The 14,748-nt window shown below is 70.8% G+C and carries 12 protein-coding genes and 1 pseudogene; 4 read left to right on the forward strand and 9 right to left on the reverse strand.

Annotated features, from left to right (window positions below):
* Positions 1-178: 178 nt before the first annotated feature.
* The 8 genes from IEZ21_RS35915 to IEZ21_RS35950 form a co-directional block, all read right to left on the reverse strand.
* Positions 179-1,669: a class I adenylate-forming enzyme family protein gene (locus tag IEZ21_RS35915; RefSeq protein ID WP_189326006.1), complete on the reverse strand. Its 1,491-nt coding sequence runs from the start codon at positions 1,667-1,669 to the stop codon at positions 179-181.
* On the reverse strand, positions 1,666-2,922 hold the full coding sequence (locus IEZ21_RS35920; protein WP_189326007.1) for an NAD(P)/FAD-dependent oxidoreductase: 1,257 nt from the start codon (positions 2,920-2,922) through the stop codon (positions 1,666-1,668). The genes IEZ21_RS35915 and IEZ21_RS35920 overlap by 4 nt, the downstream gene beginning before the upstream one ends.
* Positions 2,919-3,242: a 2Fe-2S iron-sulfur cluster-binding protein gene (locus tag IEZ21_RS35925; RefSeq protein ID WP_189326008.1), complete on the reverse strand. Its 324-nt coding sequence runs from the start codon at positions 3,240-3,242 to the stop codon at positions 2,919-2,921. Before IEZ21_RS35925 ends, IEZ21_RS35920 begins: the two co-directional genes overlap by 4 nt.
* Positions 3,243-3,303: 61 nt before the next feature.
* On the reverse strand, positions 3,304-4,515 hold the full coding sequence (locus IEZ21_RS35930) for a cytochrome P450 (RefSeq protein WP_189326009.1): 1,212 nt from the start codon (positions 4,513-4,515) through the stop codon (positions 3,304-3,306).
* Positions 4,512-5,042, reverse strand: coding sequence for a cupin domain-containing protein (locus IEZ21_RS35935; protein ID WP_189326010.1), 531 nt, complete (start codon positions 5,040-5,042; stop codon positions 4,512-4,514). The genes IEZ21_RS35930 and IEZ21_RS35935 overlap by 4 nt, the downstream gene beginning before the upstream one ends.
* Before the next feature lie 167 nt (positions 5,043-5,209).
* Positions 5,210-5,752, reverse strand: a complete 543-nt coding sequence (locus IEZ21_RS35940; protein ID WP_246568483.1) for a MarR family winged helix-turn-helix transcriptional regulator — start codon at positions 5,750-5,752, stop codon at positions 5,210-5,212.
* A 35-nt stretch (positions 5,753-5,787) separates the two neighbouring features.
* Positions 5,788-6,636, reverse strand: a complete 849-nt coding sequence (locus IEZ21_RS35945; RefSeq protein ID WP_189326011.1) for a fumarylacetoacetate hydrolase family protein — start codon at positions 6,634-6,636, stop codon at positions 5,788-5,790.
* On the reverse strand, positions 6,633-7,226 hold the full coding sequence (locus tag IEZ21_RS35950) for a carboxymuconolactone decarboxylase family protein (RefSeq protein WP_189326012.1): 594 nt from the start codon (positions 7,224-7,226) through the stop codon (positions 6,633-6,635). The genes IEZ21_RS35945 and IEZ21_RS35950 overlap by 4 nt, the downstream gene beginning before the upstream one ends.
* An 81-nt stretch (positions 7,227-7,307) precedes the next feature.
* Between IEZ21_RS35950 and IEZ21_RS35955 the strand changes: the two genes are divergently transcribed.
* The 3 genes from IEZ21_RS35955 to IEZ21_RS35965 all read left to right on the forward strand — a co-directional run bounded on the left by IEZ21_RS35955 (position 7,308) and on the right by IEZ21_RS35965 (position 11,098).
* Positions 7,308-8,168 carry a VOC family protein gene (locus tag IEZ21_RS35955; protein WP_189326013.1) on the forward strand — a complete coding sequence of 287 codons (861 nt, stop codon included), beginning with the start codon at positions 7,308-7,310 and terminating at the stop codon, positions 8,166-8,168.
* A 108-nt stretch (positions 8,169-8,276) separates the two neighbouring features.
* On the forward strand, positions 8,277-9,854 hold the full coding sequence (paaZ, locus tag IEZ21_RS35960; RefSeq protein ID WP_189326014.1) for a phenylacetic acid degradation bifunctional protein PaaZ: 1,578 nt from the start codon (positions 8,277-8,279) through the stop codon (positions 9,852-9,854).
* A gap of 56 nt (positions 9,855-9,910) precedes the next feature.
* Positions 9,911-11,098, forward strand: a complete 1,188-nt coding sequence (locus IEZ21_RS35965) for a multidrug effflux MFS transporter (protein ID WP_213089398.1) — start codon at positions 9,911-9,913, stop codon at positions 11,096-11,098.
* A gap of 50 nt (positions 11,099-11,148) precedes the next feature.
* On the opposite strand, the pseudogene IEZ21_RS35970 reads toward IEZ21_RS35965, so the two are convergent.
* Positions 11,149-12,039: pseudogene (locus IEZ21_RS35970) on the reverse strand (NAD(P)/FAD-dependent oxidoreductase); the annotation flags it as partial.
* Positions 12,040-12,233: 194 nt separating this feature from the next.
* Between IEZ21_RS35970 and IEZ21_RS35975 the strand changes: the two are divergent.
* A complete protein-coding gene (locus IEZ21_RS35975) occupies positions 12,234-14,684 on the forward strand; it encodes an MMPL family transporter (protein WP_189326015.1) in 2,451 nt (816 codons plus the stop codon).
* The last annotated feature ends 64 nt before the right edge of the window (positions 14,685-14,748 follow it).

The raw sequence follows: 14,748 nt of genomic DNA on the forward strand, positions 1-14,748 counted from the left end.
GCGGGATGTGCGTGGGGGTCTCTGGGGTGTGGAGCTCTGGGAGATGCGGTTCTGCGGTGTTGATGTCGGCCGTCGAACCGCACCACCGGTGCCGTCTGTACGGCGTCGCCGCCGTCGTCGTACGGCGTGATCGGTCGCCCGGCGGTCCGGTCGGACCGCCCGTACGGCGTGTGTGATCTCAGTCGTCCAGCAGCGTCGTCAGCCGCTGCCGCTGGAGTTTCCCGGTCGCCCCTCGGGGCAGTGCCGGGACGACGCAGAGGAGGCGGGGCCACTTGTGGCGGGCCAGCCGTCCGTCGAGGTGAGCGCGGACGTCGTCGAGCGTCGGTTCGCCTGAGTCGGAGACGAGGAACGCGGTCACGACCTCGCCCCACACCTCGTCCGGCGTCCCGGACACCGCGACCTCGACCACGCCCGGAAGGTCGGCCAGCGCGTTCTCGACCTCGGCGGGGTCGACGTTCTCGCCGCCGGTGATGATCGTGTCCTTGACCCGGCCGACGACCTCCAGCCGGCCGTCGGCGTCGACACGTCCCCGGTCGCCGCTGTGGAACCAGCCCTCGGCGTCGGTGGCGGGCCGCAGCCCGGTCGCCGTCCAGTAGTGCGAGGCGACCGACGGTCCGCGCACCCAGATCTCACCGGCGACACCCGCCGGGGCGGGCGCCCCCGCCCCGTCCACGACCAGCAGCTCGACATGGGGCACGGCACGCCCCGCGACGGCGGCGGCCGTGTCGAGCGGCGAGTACGTCACCCCCGCACAGGTCTCCGTCAGCCCGTAGGAGTCGGCGACCCCGATGCCGCGCTCGTGGAGCTGCGCCCGGGTCGCCGTCTGGGCCGGTGCCCCGCCGGACAGGACCCATCGAAGGGTGTCCAGGTCACCGCTGGTGAAGCGGGGGTGCCGGGCCAGCAGCGCGGCCATGGCGGGCACCGCGAACGCGCAGGTCACCCGGTGGTCACGGACCAGATCGGTGAACAGGTCCGGGTCGAACCTCGGCGCCAGCACCACCGTTCCGCGCCGTGCCCACGTGTACTGCGGAAGCCCGCCCAGTACGGCCACGTGCGCCAGCGGGGTGGAGACGAGGGCGACGTCGTCCTCGCCGACCGGCAGCAGGGACAGGCCGTTGACCATGCTCCAGCGCAGGTTGTCGTGCGTGAGCGCGACCCCTTTGGGGCGGCCGGAGGTCCCGGACGTGAACGCGATGATCGCGACATCGGACCCCGCGGGCGGCTCGGGATCGGCGGCCGGCGCCGACGCCTCGTCGCCGGGGTGCAGCTCGTCCCACGTCAGCCGGAAGCACGTACCACCGCCATCGCCCGGACCCGCGCTCAGGAACCGTTCGTCACCGGCCACCGCACGCGGCGCGGTCTCCTCGCGGAACACCGCCAGCTCGCCGCCGGTCACCTGAGGGTGGACCGGTACGAGGACCGCGCCCATCCGCGTCACGGCGAACAGCGTGATCAGGGCCTCGGGCCGGGCTGCCCCCTGCATCACCACCCGGTCGCCCCTGCGCACCCCGAACTTGTCGAGCCGGGCGACCGTGCGCCGCACGGCCAGATCCAGCTCGGCATAGGTCCAGGACCTGTCCGCGAAGATCAGGGCGGTGCGCGAGCCGGCCTCGGCCGCGCTCGTCACGAGGTGGGCGCCGAACCACACCTCGGTGGAGTCTCCGGTCATGCGCGCACCTCCTTCCTACGTCGGGCGCGGGCGAGGGCGCCGAGGGTGGACCCCGCGAGATCGGCGGGGGAGACGGGCGGGTTCTGCTGGAGCAGTCGACGGGCCGCCAGGTGCTCGGCGGGCCAGTTCAGTGTCTCCACGGCCACCAGCCGCTCGTCGCGGAAGGCGTACACGGCCAGCCGTTCCGGGGTGTCACTGTCACCGGGCACCACCCGCACTTCGTCGGTGCTCGCCCGCAACCCCGCGATCTGGAGCTTCACCGGACCTTGGTCGCTCCAGAACCACGGCAGACTCTCGTACGGCCCGGCGGCGCCCCCGGCGATACGGCGGCCGACGAGTGCCCCCTGGTCGATGGCGTTCTGCACGGACTCCAGCCGGATGAGCCCGTCCGCGTGCGGATGCGGATGCCGGGCGCAGTCGCCCACGGCAAAGACCCGGGGATCGGAAACCGAGCGCAGCTGCTCGTCCACGATCACCCCGTCGTCCACCGCCAGACCCGCCTCGCGGGCCAGTTCGTCCCTGGGCGTGGCCCCGATGCCGTAGACCACGAGGTCGGCGGGGAGCGGGCCTTGGCCGGTGACGACCTGGTGGACCTGCCCGTCCTTGCCCTCGATCTGCTCGATGGCCGTTCCGGTGAGGATACGGATGCCGTCGCGCTCGTGCCGCTCCCGCAGATGCTCCTCGAGTTGAGGTGAGACGGCCCGGCTGAGCAGCCGGTCGGCCAGTTCGACCACCGTCACGCGTGCTCCGCCTGCCTGGGCGACCTGGGCCAGTTCCAGTCCTATGAACCCGCCGCCCACGACCACGACGTCACGGGCCGTCGTCAGGGCCCGGCCGATCGTGAGGGCGTCGTCGAGGGAGCGCAGCGCGTGGACGCCCGCCAGCTCGGCGCCGGGGACGGGCAGCGGACGGTTGCGCGCGCCGGTCGCCAGGACGAGGTGCTCGTACGGGACGCGCTCGCCCGAGCCGGTGGTCACCGCGCAGGCGGCCGTGTCGAGGGCGGCGACGTACTCGCCGAGCCGCAGATCGATGTCCCGCTCGCGGTAGAAGGACTCCGGCACCAGGTCGACGCCCGGGCCCTCCGGTTCGGTGTGGGCCTTCTTGGACAGCGGGGGCCGCTGGTACGGCAGCCGGGGCTCGTCGGCGAAGACGGTGACCGGGCCCTCGTACCCGGCGCCGCGCAGGGCCTGGACGACGCTGAACCCGGCCTGTCCGCCCCCGACGACGACCACGCCCGCGTTGGTGCCGCTCATACCTGCTCCTCGGGGATGTGGACGACCAGCCCGTCGAGCGCGTCGGAGACCTGGACCTGGCAGCTGAGCCGGCTGGTGGGCCGGCGTTCGGCGGCGGTGAAGTCCAGCATCTCGTCCTCGACGTCGTTCGGCGGTCCCACGAGGTCGCTGTGGCGGTCGTCGACGTAGACGTGGCAGGTGGCGCAGGAGGCGTTTCCGCCGCACTCCGCGACGATGCCGTCGACGCCGTTCGACACGGCCGCCCGCATGAGCACCGTCCCGGAATCGGCGGTGACCTTGCGTTGGGTGCCGTCGGGCAACTCGAAGATGACGATGGGCATGAAGTCCTCCCGATGGGGACGGCTCTAGTGGCTCAGCAGGGCTCACAGGGCCCGGCGGGGCTCAGGCTTGCCAGGTGACGTTCAGCGAGGTGAGTCCCCGGAACACCCAGCCCTCCAGGCGGCCCGCGGCGGAGCCGCTGTCGGATGCTGTCGCGCCCTCGACGAGGCGGAGTCCCTTGAGGCGGCTGAAGACGAGGGGCCAGGCGAGCGCGCTGACCTCGTGGCGTGCGACCCACGCGCCCATGCAGAAGTGCGGACCGCCACCGAAGGCGAGATGCGGCCGGTGCGGCCGGTCGATGTCGAACTCGTCGGCCCGTTCGAAGACCGACTCGTCCCGGTTCCCCGAGGCAATGACGAGGGCCACGCGGCTCCCGGCGGGGAGCGCGACGCCCGCGATCTCGTAGTCCTGGGTGAGCTGGCGTGGATACATGCCGATCGGCGAGATCCAGCGCGCGGTCTCCTCGAAGACCCGCTTCCACAGGCCTGGATCGGCCATGACCCGGTCCCGTACGTCCGGGCGTCGCAGCAGTGCCTGCGCACCGACCCCGAAGACGTCGCGCGGTTCGTTGACGCCGCCGCCGATGACGACCTTGATGTTGTTCTGGATCTCGGTCAGCTCCACCGGATCGGCTGCGTGGACCATGGAGGAGATCACCGAGCCGTCGGGTTCGCGGCGGGCGGCATCGGCCATTTCGGCCACCGCGTCCTCAATGGCCCGGGTGGCCTGCTCGGCACGCAGCCAGATGTCGGGGTCGTCGGCGTAGTTGCCGTTCGCCGCCATCATCGCCCGCGACCAGTCGGAGATGTCGTCGGCGCCGGCGTTGCGCAGCCCCAGGACCACGGCCAGGTTGGCCGCCGCGAGCGGCTCGGCGAAGTCGCCGATCAGGTCGCCCTCGCCGCGCCCGGCGATCCGGTCGAGCAGTTCGTGCGCGTTGCGTTCGAAGGTCCCGGCCCACAGGTCGCGGACCTGGCGGGGGCGGGTCGGCGGCTCGGCCGCGGCCCGCAGCCGCCGGTGCTCCGGGTCGTCCTCACGGAGCAGATTGGGGCCGATGGTGCGCAGCAGCAGCGAGCCCTCCTCGCGCGAGCTGAACACCTCCGGCAGCTTCTCCGCGTGGACGATGTCCTCGTACCGGGTCAGCAGATGCCGTCCGACCGACGGCACCCACGCCAGCGGTGCGGTGCGGCGCAGCTCCGCGTAGGCCGGGTACGGGTCGCGGCGCAGCTCGGCGAGGTCGAGCTCGACGACCGGCGCGCCGGGGGCCGCGGTGGTCATGACGTCCCGCTCGCGCTGATCAGGACGAAGAACATCGTGGCGGGCTCCGTGCCGGTCACGCGCCAGGCGTGCCGGGTGCCGTTCTGGACGACCAGGTCGCCGGGCCCCAGCGTGGCGACCTCACCGCCGTCCAGGTCGAGGACGATCTCGCCGGACAGGACCACGCCGTAGTCGACGGTGGGGGTGGTGTGCATACCAGGGTTGTCGGGCTCGAAGAGTTCGGCGAGTCCGGGGGAGGTCGCCAACTGCTCGGCCGCCGCGGCGGCGGGGTCGAAGCCGGGGTCGGCGTAGACGGCGCTCGGCGGGAAGGTGACGGTCAGGGCGATCGTTTCGCCGGGAGCAGGCACGAAGGACTTCAGCGATGCCGTCGGGTCGGCCGACGGGGTGGCGGGCGCCATCGTGTTCCACACCAGGGACCTGGCGTGGCCCGGGGTGTGGACGCACTGATGGGTGCGCGGCGGCTCGCCGTCACTGATGATCACGGGCTTGCCGCTCGGGCTGACACCGGTAACGACACGACGGACCATGATTCTCTCCCTTGAGAAACCGACGGGGGGCGTCAGGTGAAGGTGGCTGAACGCTAAAGCGCTTAGGGGGTATTCGATAGATGTGTGACAGTCAAAGTTCTGACGAATTTGAAAGATGGCGTCACCACGGGCACCGGGCAGTCGTCCGAGGGGCCGGGCGCGGTCGTTCAGTCTGCGGCCGGGGTCTCCTGATTGACCAGGGTTCGCAGCAGGTGAACCAGCTCACCGAGCTGGTCGTCGCGCAGGACGGCCGTCCACGCCCGCTCGCGCAGGGTCTGGGCCTCGATGGCCTTCCGCAGCGTCTCGCGGCCCTCTTCCGTGAGCTCGACGATCAGCTGGCGGCGGTCGGTCTCCACGCGCTTGCGCGTGACCAGTCCGCGGTTCTCCAGCGTCGTCAGCGCGCTGGAGATGCTGGCGCGCGTGGACCCGGAGACCCGGCCGATGTCCTGCTGGGCGAGGCCGTCGTAGGCCCACAGCGCGTTCAGGATGCGGAATCCCGCCCAGGTCAGACCGAGCGGCCGGTGGACGTGCTTCTCGAAGTCCTTGGTCAGCCGGGCCTCGAGGCGGGTGAGGTCGGTGACCATCTCGATCGCGTCGAGATCCCGGGGATCGGTCGTGCCCAGCTCGCGATGGTGATGGCGCAGCAGCTCCGAGAACTCCCGGGTCCGGCGCAGCCTCGCAGCTTCCGCTTCTCCTACGGTCTCCGTCACGATCTCCCGCCCTCTCTGGCCCGGCCGGACTTGTGTCAGCCGGCGACGATCGGATTGACCATAGTGCCGACGCCCGTGACCTCGGTCCGCAGGACCTTACCTTCGGTGAGGTACAGCCGAGGGGTGCGGCGGACACCGCAGCCGGCCGGGGTGCCGGTGAAGATGAGGTCGCCCGGCTCGAACGTCACCCGCTTCGACAGCCAGGCGATCAGCTCGGGCACGCTGAAGATGAGGTCCGAGGTGCGGCCCCGCTGCACCTCGAGGTCGTCGACCCAGCCGGCCACCTCGATGTCGTCCGGGTCCTCGAACTCGTCGACGGTCACCAGGTATGGGCCGATCGGGCTGAAGGTGTCGTACGACTTCGGCAGCGTGAACTGGTTGATCGGCTTACGCCACTGCTCCTTGCGGTCGCTGATGTCCTGACCCGCGGTGACACCCGCCACGTACGACCAGGCGTCGGTCTCGGAGATGTTCTTGCCGGCCCTCCCCATGACCACCACGAGTTCGGCCTCGTAGTCGACCTTGTCGTACTGCGGCTCCACCACGACAGAGTCGTACGGGCCGACCACCGACGAGGCGAACTTGGCGAACACCGATGGTTCGTCCGGGACCGGGAGGTTGGACTCCTCGGCGTGCGCACGGTAGTTGAGGGCCACCCCGATCGCCTTGTACGGCTTGGCGACCTGGCCCAGGTCACGCAGCTCGAACGGCCTCCAGTCGGCATCCGCGGCACGCTCGGCGAGAGTGCGCAGCTCGTCGTGGAGCGAGAGGTCGGAGAGGACCTCCAGGCGCGGCTCGATCGCTCCCTTGCTGGCGTCCGCGATGTCGAGGGCGCGGTCCCCGCGCACAGCGACGGGGCGGCCGGCGAGGTTGGCGAGCTTCATGCGGGCACTTCCTTCTGGTCGGAGAGCTGCGGGAGGGGGAGCGCGAGGTCGCCCTCCGCCTGTACGCCGAGCGTGTTGATGACGGTGGCGATGGTGAGGTACTGGCCGACGGTGTAGAGGACGTCGATGATCTGCTCGACACTCAGGTGCGCCTCGAGTCGGCCCCACAGCTCGTCGTCGACGGACTGGCGGTCGATGAGCGAGTCGGTGGCGGCGAGCAGGACCTGGTCGAGGGCGTCGAGGCCGTCCCACGCGCCGGTCGCGGCGGCGAGGATCGTCTCGTCGGCCAACCCCGCCCGGCGGGCGATCCTGACGTGCTGGTCCCACTCGTACGCCGCCTGGGCGCGGGCGGCGATCCGCAGGATCATCAGCTCCCGGGACGTCAGCGGCAGGGTGTTCTTGCCCAGCACGTGGTTACTGAAGACGAGGTAGCGGCGCAGCGCGTCCTCGTGGTGGGCCAGGGTGGCCCAGATCGTGTAGATGCGGCCGTTCTGATCGCGGTACGGCGCCAGTGCGGCCAGCGTCTTCTCCTGCAGGTCGGCCTCGTCTACGGGCCGCACGCGGGCTTTCTCGGGCACATCTCCCGGCATCGGAGTCCTCCTCGGCTCGATGACGTCAACGTATTCGTAAGACCCTTGACCGTCAAGAGTCTAACAAATATTGTCCTCGTCATGACGATCCAGAGCCTTGGGTATGTGGGCATCGGTGCGCCCGACCCGGATGCATGGGCGGAGTACGCCCGGACAGTGATAGGCCTCGCGGTCGAGCCGGGGGAGCCTGGTGACTTCGCGCGCCACCACCTGCGTATGGACCAGCACCCGTTCCGCATGTGGCTGACCGAGGCGGAAACCGGCGGCGTGACGGTCATCGGCTGGGAGGTCCGCGACCCGGCCGCGATCGACGAGATGACGGTGCGGCTCAAGGAGGCCGGCATCGACGTGGGCGTCGGCACGGACGAGGAGTGCCACGACCGCCAGGTGGCCCGCATGGTGCACTTCACCGGCCCCCTCGGTATCCGCACCGAGCTGTTCTGCGGCCGGCGCCTCGCCCCCAGCCAGTTCGTCTCACCGCTGGGCGTCGACTTCGTGACCGGGGAACAGGGGCTCGGGCACGTGGTGATGAAGACGCCGTACGTGCAGGAGGCGGTGGACTTCTACTGCGACGTCCTGGGCTTCCGGCTCAGCGACACCGCCGACTACCCCTGGGGCACCTTCTACTTCCTGGGCTGCAACCCCCGGCACCACAGCATCGCCTTCATCCGCTCGTACAAGAACGAGGGCACCCACCACATCCTGTGCGAGGTGACCAGCCCGGAGGAGGTCGGCCGCGCCCTAGACCGGACCCGCGAGCACGACGTCGAGCTCATGGCGACGCTCGGCAAGCACGCCAACGACGGGATGTTCTCCTTCTACATGACGTCGCCCGCCGGCTTCGGCATCGAGATCGGAGCGGGCGGTGTGCAGGTCGACGAGAGCACCTGGGTGAGCCGCACCTACACCGCTGACATCTGGGGCCACCACCCCGTGGACTGACAGCCCCGGGCCTCCATTCCGTGGACTGAACGCCCGGACCTTCCCGTCCCGCACTCGCCCCCATCCGCCGTGGCGCCCATCTGCCCTCGACGAAAGCAGCCGTACCCCATGCTCCAGAGTTTTCTGCAGGACACCTGGGTCACCCCCACGGTCACGCCCGCATCGGCGGTCGCCGTACGCGACGCGGTCACCGGCGAGACGGTCTGCCACGTCTCCTCCGAAGGGCTCGACGTCGCCGGGGCGTTCGCCCACGCACGACGCGTCGGCGGTCCCGCCCTGCGCGACCTCACCTTCCCGCAGCGAGCCGACCTCCTGGACGCGGTCGCCGCCGCCGTCCGGGCCCGCCGCGAGGAGCTCTACGTGCTGTCGGCCCGAGCCGGTGCGACCCTGACGGACGCCCGGTACGACGTCGACGGTGGCATCCGCGTCCTGCGCGACTACGCTGCCCGGGCCCGGGCCGAACTCCCGGACGCCCCCTATCTGTTGGAGGGCCCCGCCGAACGCCTCGCGCGCGGTGAGGACTTCCTCGGCCTCCACCTCGTCACCCCCTCACCGGGCCTGATGCTCCAGGTGAACGCCTTCAACTTCCCGGTCTGGGCCCCGCTGGAGAAGCTGGCGCAGGCGGTGCTGGCCGGTATGCCCAGCGTGGTGAAGCCGGCCACCCCCACCGCATACCTCACCGAACACCTCGTCCGGATCGTCACCGAGGCCGGAGTCCTGCCGCCCGGAGCCCTGCAGATGGTCGTCGGCTCGGTGCGCACGGCGCTCGATCTGCTCCACGAACAGGACGTGCTGTCTTTCACCGGCTCGGCCGCTACCGCCGAGACACTGCGCACGCAGCCGAACCTGGTGGCCCGCTCCGTGCGCTTCAACGCGGAGGCCGACTCCGTCAACGCCATCGTCCTCGCGCCGGACGTCGAGCCCGGATCCCCGCTGTTCGAAGCCTTCGTCCGCGAGGTCGTGACCGAGATGACGGTCAAGGCCGGCCAGAAGTGCACCGCGATCCGCCGGGTCCTCGTCCCGCAGGAGCACGAACTCGCCGCGCTGGACGCGATCTCGGCCGGGCTGGCAGGGGTGACCATCGGCAACCCCGGTGCGGAGGGCGTCCGGATGGGGGCGGTCGTCAGCCTGGAACAACGCGAGGACGTACGGCGGGCGGTCCGCGCCATTGTCGAGTCCGGCCGCTTCGTGTACGGAGACCCGGGCAAGGTGCGTGTGGTGGACGCCGACCCGGAGCGGGGCGCCTTCCTGGACACGCTGTTGATCTCCGCGGACCCGGACGCCTCGGCACCCCACGAGGTCGAACCCTTCGGACCGGCCGCGACCGTGCTGGCGTACCGCGACACCGCCCACGCCATGGACCTGGTTGCGCGCGGCCGAGGCAGCCTCGCCGCCTCCGTGGTCGGCGACGACCTCGCCTGGACGACCGCCTTCGTCCGGGAGGCGGCTCCCTGGCACGGGCGGCTCCACCTGCTGGACTCGACGAACATGGCGCAGACCACCGGGCACGGATCCCCGCTCCCCGCCCTGCGCCACGGCGGCCCGGGCCGGGCCGGCGGGGGATCGGAAATGGGGGGCACCCGCGGTGTCGTGGACCTGATGCAGCGAACGGCACTCCAGGCATCACCGAGGCTGCTGGACTCCCTCCGGAACGGGCATGCCCGGCCGCCGGCCGACTCCGCGTGACGGCCATGCGCGCGAGGCGGGCATGGTCCGAACGGCTCAACCGTCGTACCGCACCCGTGGAACACGGAACGGACCTGCCGGCCACGATGCTGCTGGCGCTGGCCCTGGCCTACGGAGTCTCCCCGCTGGCCATCGACATGTATCTGTCGGCGTTTCCGCGCATGGCGCGTGACCTGCATGCCTCAGCCACCGGCGTCCAGCTGACGCTGACCGCGTTCATGACCGGCCTGGCCGTCGGGCAACTGGTCATCGGGCCGCTGTCGGACCGCTGGGGCCGGCGTCGGCCGCTGCTGGCCGGGACCGCGGTGAGTGTGCTCGCGGGGCTGCTCTGCGCCGCTGCGCCCTCCGCCGGACTGCTTGTCGCGGCCCGTTTCGTGCACGGCGTCAGCGGCGCCGCCGGGATCGTCATCGCCCGTGCCGTGGTCGGGGACCGGGCGCGCGGGGTGGGGGCGGCCCGGGCGTACGGGCTGCTGATGATGACGGCCGGCGTGGCACCGGTCGTCGCCCCGCTGATCGGGGGAGCACTGGTCGGTGCCGTCGGCTGGCGCGGGATCTTCCTCGTCCTCGCGGGGCTGGCGGCACTGACGTTCCTCGGCGTGCTCTTCCTGGTTCCCGAGACTCTGCCGCACGACCGGCGGTACGGCGGAGGGCTCGCCACCATCCTCCGCCGTACCGGCACCCTTCTTACCGACCGGCCGTTCCTTGGTTACGCCTTCGCCTTCGTCTTCGGGTTCGGCACCCTGTTCAGCTACCTCGCGGCGTCGCCGTTCGTCTACCAGAACGTCTTCGGCCTCTCGATCGGGACCTACGCGGTGATCCTGGCCGCCAACGCCATCGGTTTCACCGCCACCAGCGCCCTCAACCGGAGGATCGTCCGGCGTTTGGGCGCCCGTCTCCTGCTGCGCGTCGGCCTCGTCATCATGTCGGTGTGCTCTACGACGCTGTGTCTGCTCGCCGGCACCGGACTGCTCGTCCGCGACGTCGCCGTCCCGCTGGTCTTCGTGACGGTGTCGTCGCTCGGTCTGATCGCGGCCAACGCGACGGCGCTCGCCGTCGCCCGGGCCCCGCAGGCGGCGGGCAGCGCGTCGGCGATCGTCGGGGCTCTGCAGTTCGGTCTGGCCGCGACCGTCTCCCCGCTGGTCGGACTGGGCGGAGAGAACACCGCCGTCCCCATGGCCGTGGCCATGGCCGCCTCAACGGTCGTGGCGGGCACGGCCGTGCTGGTGCTGGCGGGAAGCGAGTAGCAGAACACCGAGAACTGTTGCTCGTCGGCGTTTCTCCGGACGACAGCCAGATCGTGTCCGGCGGACAGTCCGGCGATCTGCAGCTTCAGGCTCCCCTGGTAACTCCAGAACCACGGCAGCGCCGTGTACGGGCGCCCCCTGCCGGTCAGCCGTGCGGCGAGGCAGCGCGCTTGGTCCGCGGCGTTCTGGACCGACTCCAGCCGGATCCGCTGCCCGCTGCGGGAGTCGGGGAACGCGGCACAGCCACCGATCGCCGAGATGTCCGGGTCGGACGTGGACAAGTAGGCGTCGACGATGATGCCGTCGCCGGTTTCCAGGCCCGCGGCTTTGGCGAGTTCGGTGTTCGGTACCACCCCCACCCCGGAGACGACCAGGTCGGCTCCCAGGGTCTCACCGTCGGACGTGCGGACCACCGTTACGCGGCCGTCGCGGCCGAGCAGCTCGGAGAGCCCGCTCTCGAGGATCACCCGGGCGCCTAGGACGCAGTGGCGCTCCGCGAAGAAGTCCGCCGTGGGAGGAGACACGGCGCGCCCCATGACGCGCTCGGCGACGTCGAAGACCACCGCGTCCACCCCTGCGGTCCGGCATGCCGCCGCCACCTCCAGACCGATGAACCCGGACCCGACGATCACCACGTGCCGTGCCGTACGCAGCCGGGTGCGCAGCTTCTCGGCGTCCTCGACCGTGCGCAGGGACAGCACTCCGTCCAACCCGGCACCGGGGACGGGGAGCGGACGCGGGCGCGTACCTGTGGCGAGCACAAGGTGCCCGTACTCGACGACTGAGGCGTCATCAAGGTGCACCGTGCGGCGCGCGCGGTCGAGCTGTACGGCGCGGCGTCCGGTCAGCAGACGGATGTCCCGCTCGGTGTAGAACCTCTGCCCCCGCAGGGCCACCTCCGACCGGCCGCCGCAAACCCGCGGCGGCCGCGTCGTGGCCACCGTCTCTCTTCGATCGGGGCATCGCCGGCCGACGGGCTGCGAGGAGGACAGGGCGTAGTACTGCGGTACTAACGGGCCCCGCCGGATTCGGCTCCGCGGTACGGGATGGTCGCCCGGTACCGCTCCTAGGTTGAGATCGCGGGTCAGTCAGGCCCAGCTCACCCAATGATCTCTTCTCCTGGTGGGAGTAATCCGTGGCCACCTTCCTCTATCGGCTCGGCCGGCTGTCGTTCCGGCGACGACGCATCGTCGTGATGCTGTGGATCGCCGTCCTGGCCGCCATCGGCATCGGCGCCATGAGCGCACCCGGCACATCCTCCGGGGCCCTGAGCGTTCCGGGCACGCAATCGCAGAAGGCGATCGACCTGCTGCAGAAGGAGTTTCCGCAGGCATCCGCCGACGGTGCCACCGCGCGGGTGGTGTTCGAGGCGCCCAGCGGGCAGAAGCTCACCTCCGCCGCCAACAAGGCCGAGGTCGAGTCCCTGGTGGCGAAGCTGGAGAAGTCGCCGCAGGTGTCGGGCGTCTCCGATCCCTTCACCAGCGGCCTGGTCAGCAAGTCCGGCACCATCGCCTACGCCCAGGTGTCCTACAAGGTCGCTCAGGCCGACGTCAGCGGCGCGGCCCACGCCGTCCAGACCAAGGTCGTCGCCCAGGGCGAGAAGGCCGGCCTGAAGGTGAGCCTGGGCGGCAACGCCGTCAAGGACAAGGCCACGAGCAAGGCGGCCGAGCTGATCGGCGTCGGGGTCGCCGCCGTCGTCCTGGTGATCACATTCGGCTCGATGATCGCGGCCGGCTTGCCCCTGCTCACCGCGATCCTCGGGGTGGCCGCGGCCATCCTGTCGGTCACACTTGCCACGCATTTCTTCGACCTGGCCTCGGCCTCCACGACCCTGGCACTGATGCTGGGCCTGGCCGTCGCCATCGACTACGCCCTGTTCATCGTCTCCCGCTACCGCAACGAGATCCGCGACGGCCACGAACCCGAGGAAGCCTGCGGGCGGGCCCTGGGCACCGCCGGGTCCGCGGTCGTCTTCGCCGGCCTGACCGTGATCGTCGCGCTGAGCGGCCTGAGCGTCATCGGCATCGGCATGCTCACCTCCATGGGCCTGGCCTCCGCCTTCGCCGTCGCCGTCGCCGTGATCATCGCGCTGACCCTGCTGCCCGCCATGCTCGGCTTCGCCGGTACGCGGATCATGAAGGGCAAGCTGCTCACCCGCCGTATGAAGGCGCTGGAGCGCGGCGAGGGCGAGTCGATGGGCGTGCGCTGGGCGAGGTTCGTCACCCGCAACCCGGTCAAGGTGCTCGCCGTCTCGGTGGTCGGCCTGGCCCTGGTGGCCATCCCCACGATGTCCCTGAAGATGGCCCTGAACGACGACTCCGGGAAGCCCCCCGGCACCACCCAGCGCATCGCCTACGACACCCTCAGTAAGGGTTTCGGGCCGGGCTTCAACGGACCGCTCACCGTGGTCGTCGACGCCCGGGACAGCGACAATCCCAAGGCTGCCGCCCAGGACGCGTACACCATGCTGAGCAAGCTGGACGATGTCGCGGCCGTCCGTCCTCCCTCCTTCAACCAGGCCGGCGACGTGGCCCTGCTCGGCGCCGTCCCCAAGAGCGCCGCCACCAGTGAGGCCACCAAGGACCTCGTGGGCGAGATCCGCGACCACGGCGCCGCCCTGCACCAGGACACCGGCGCCGACCTGATGGTCACCGGTCTGACCGCCGTCAACATCGACGTCAGCACCAAGCTCTCGGACGCGCTCGTGCCCTACCTGGCCATCGTCGTGGGCCTGGCTCTGGTCCTGCTCCTGCTGGTCTTCCGGTCGATCGTGATCCCGCTCAAGGCCGCCCTGGGCTTCCTGCTCAGTGTGGTCTCGACCCTGGGTGTCCTGGTCGCGGTCTTCCAGTGGGGCTGGCTGAAGGATCTCTTCGGCGTCGACCAGACCGGACCCATCGTCAGCCTGCTGCCCATCGTGCTGATCGGCGTGGTGTTCGGACTCGCCATGGACTACGAGGTCTTCCTCGTCTCCCGGATGCGGGAGGAGTACGTCCATGGCGCCGAACCCACGCAGGCCATCGTGCAGGGTTTCCGGCACAGCGGCCGGGTGGTCACCGCGGCCGCGGTCATCATGGTCTCCGTCTTCTCCGGATTCCTCCTCGACGACGAGGTGCTGATCAAGTCCATCGGGCTGGGGCTCGCCGCCGCCGTGTTCTTCGACGCCTTCGTCGTCCGGATGACCATCGTCCCGGCGGTGATGGCCCTGCTCGGCCACCGCTCCTGGGCCCTGCCGCAGTGGCTGGACCGCATCCTGCCCGACGTGGACGTCGAGGGCGAGAAGCTGCGCCACGCGCTCGAAGCCGAGCCGACGGACCCCGCGCCCGAGCCCGTACTCGCCGGTGTCGCCGCCGGGGTCCACGCGGGCTCGGACGGCCACAGCGCCCCCCACTCCTTCACCGGCGTCCACGCTTCTGGTGTCACGGACGCGTCGGCACCTGCCCAGCAGGCCCCCAGGAAGGCACGAGGACTGTCCAGGTTCAAGCAGCGCCTCGCACGGGGCGGTGACGCCACCGTCCCCGCTGACACGACGGAGTCGGAGGCACCGGTACGCAGGAAGCTGCTGAAGAACCCGATGCGCAGGAGGTGACGAGAGCGAGCCGTAGCACCGGCTTCCGCGCCGGCTCCTGACGTGGCGGCCGACTCTCACCGGC

The sequence above is a fragment of the Streptomyces flaveus genome, from assembly GCF_014647675.1.
GTDB classification, from domain to species: domain Bacteria; phylum Actinomycetota; class Actinomycetes; order Streptomycetales; family Streptomycetaceae; genus Streptomyces; species Streptomyces flaveus.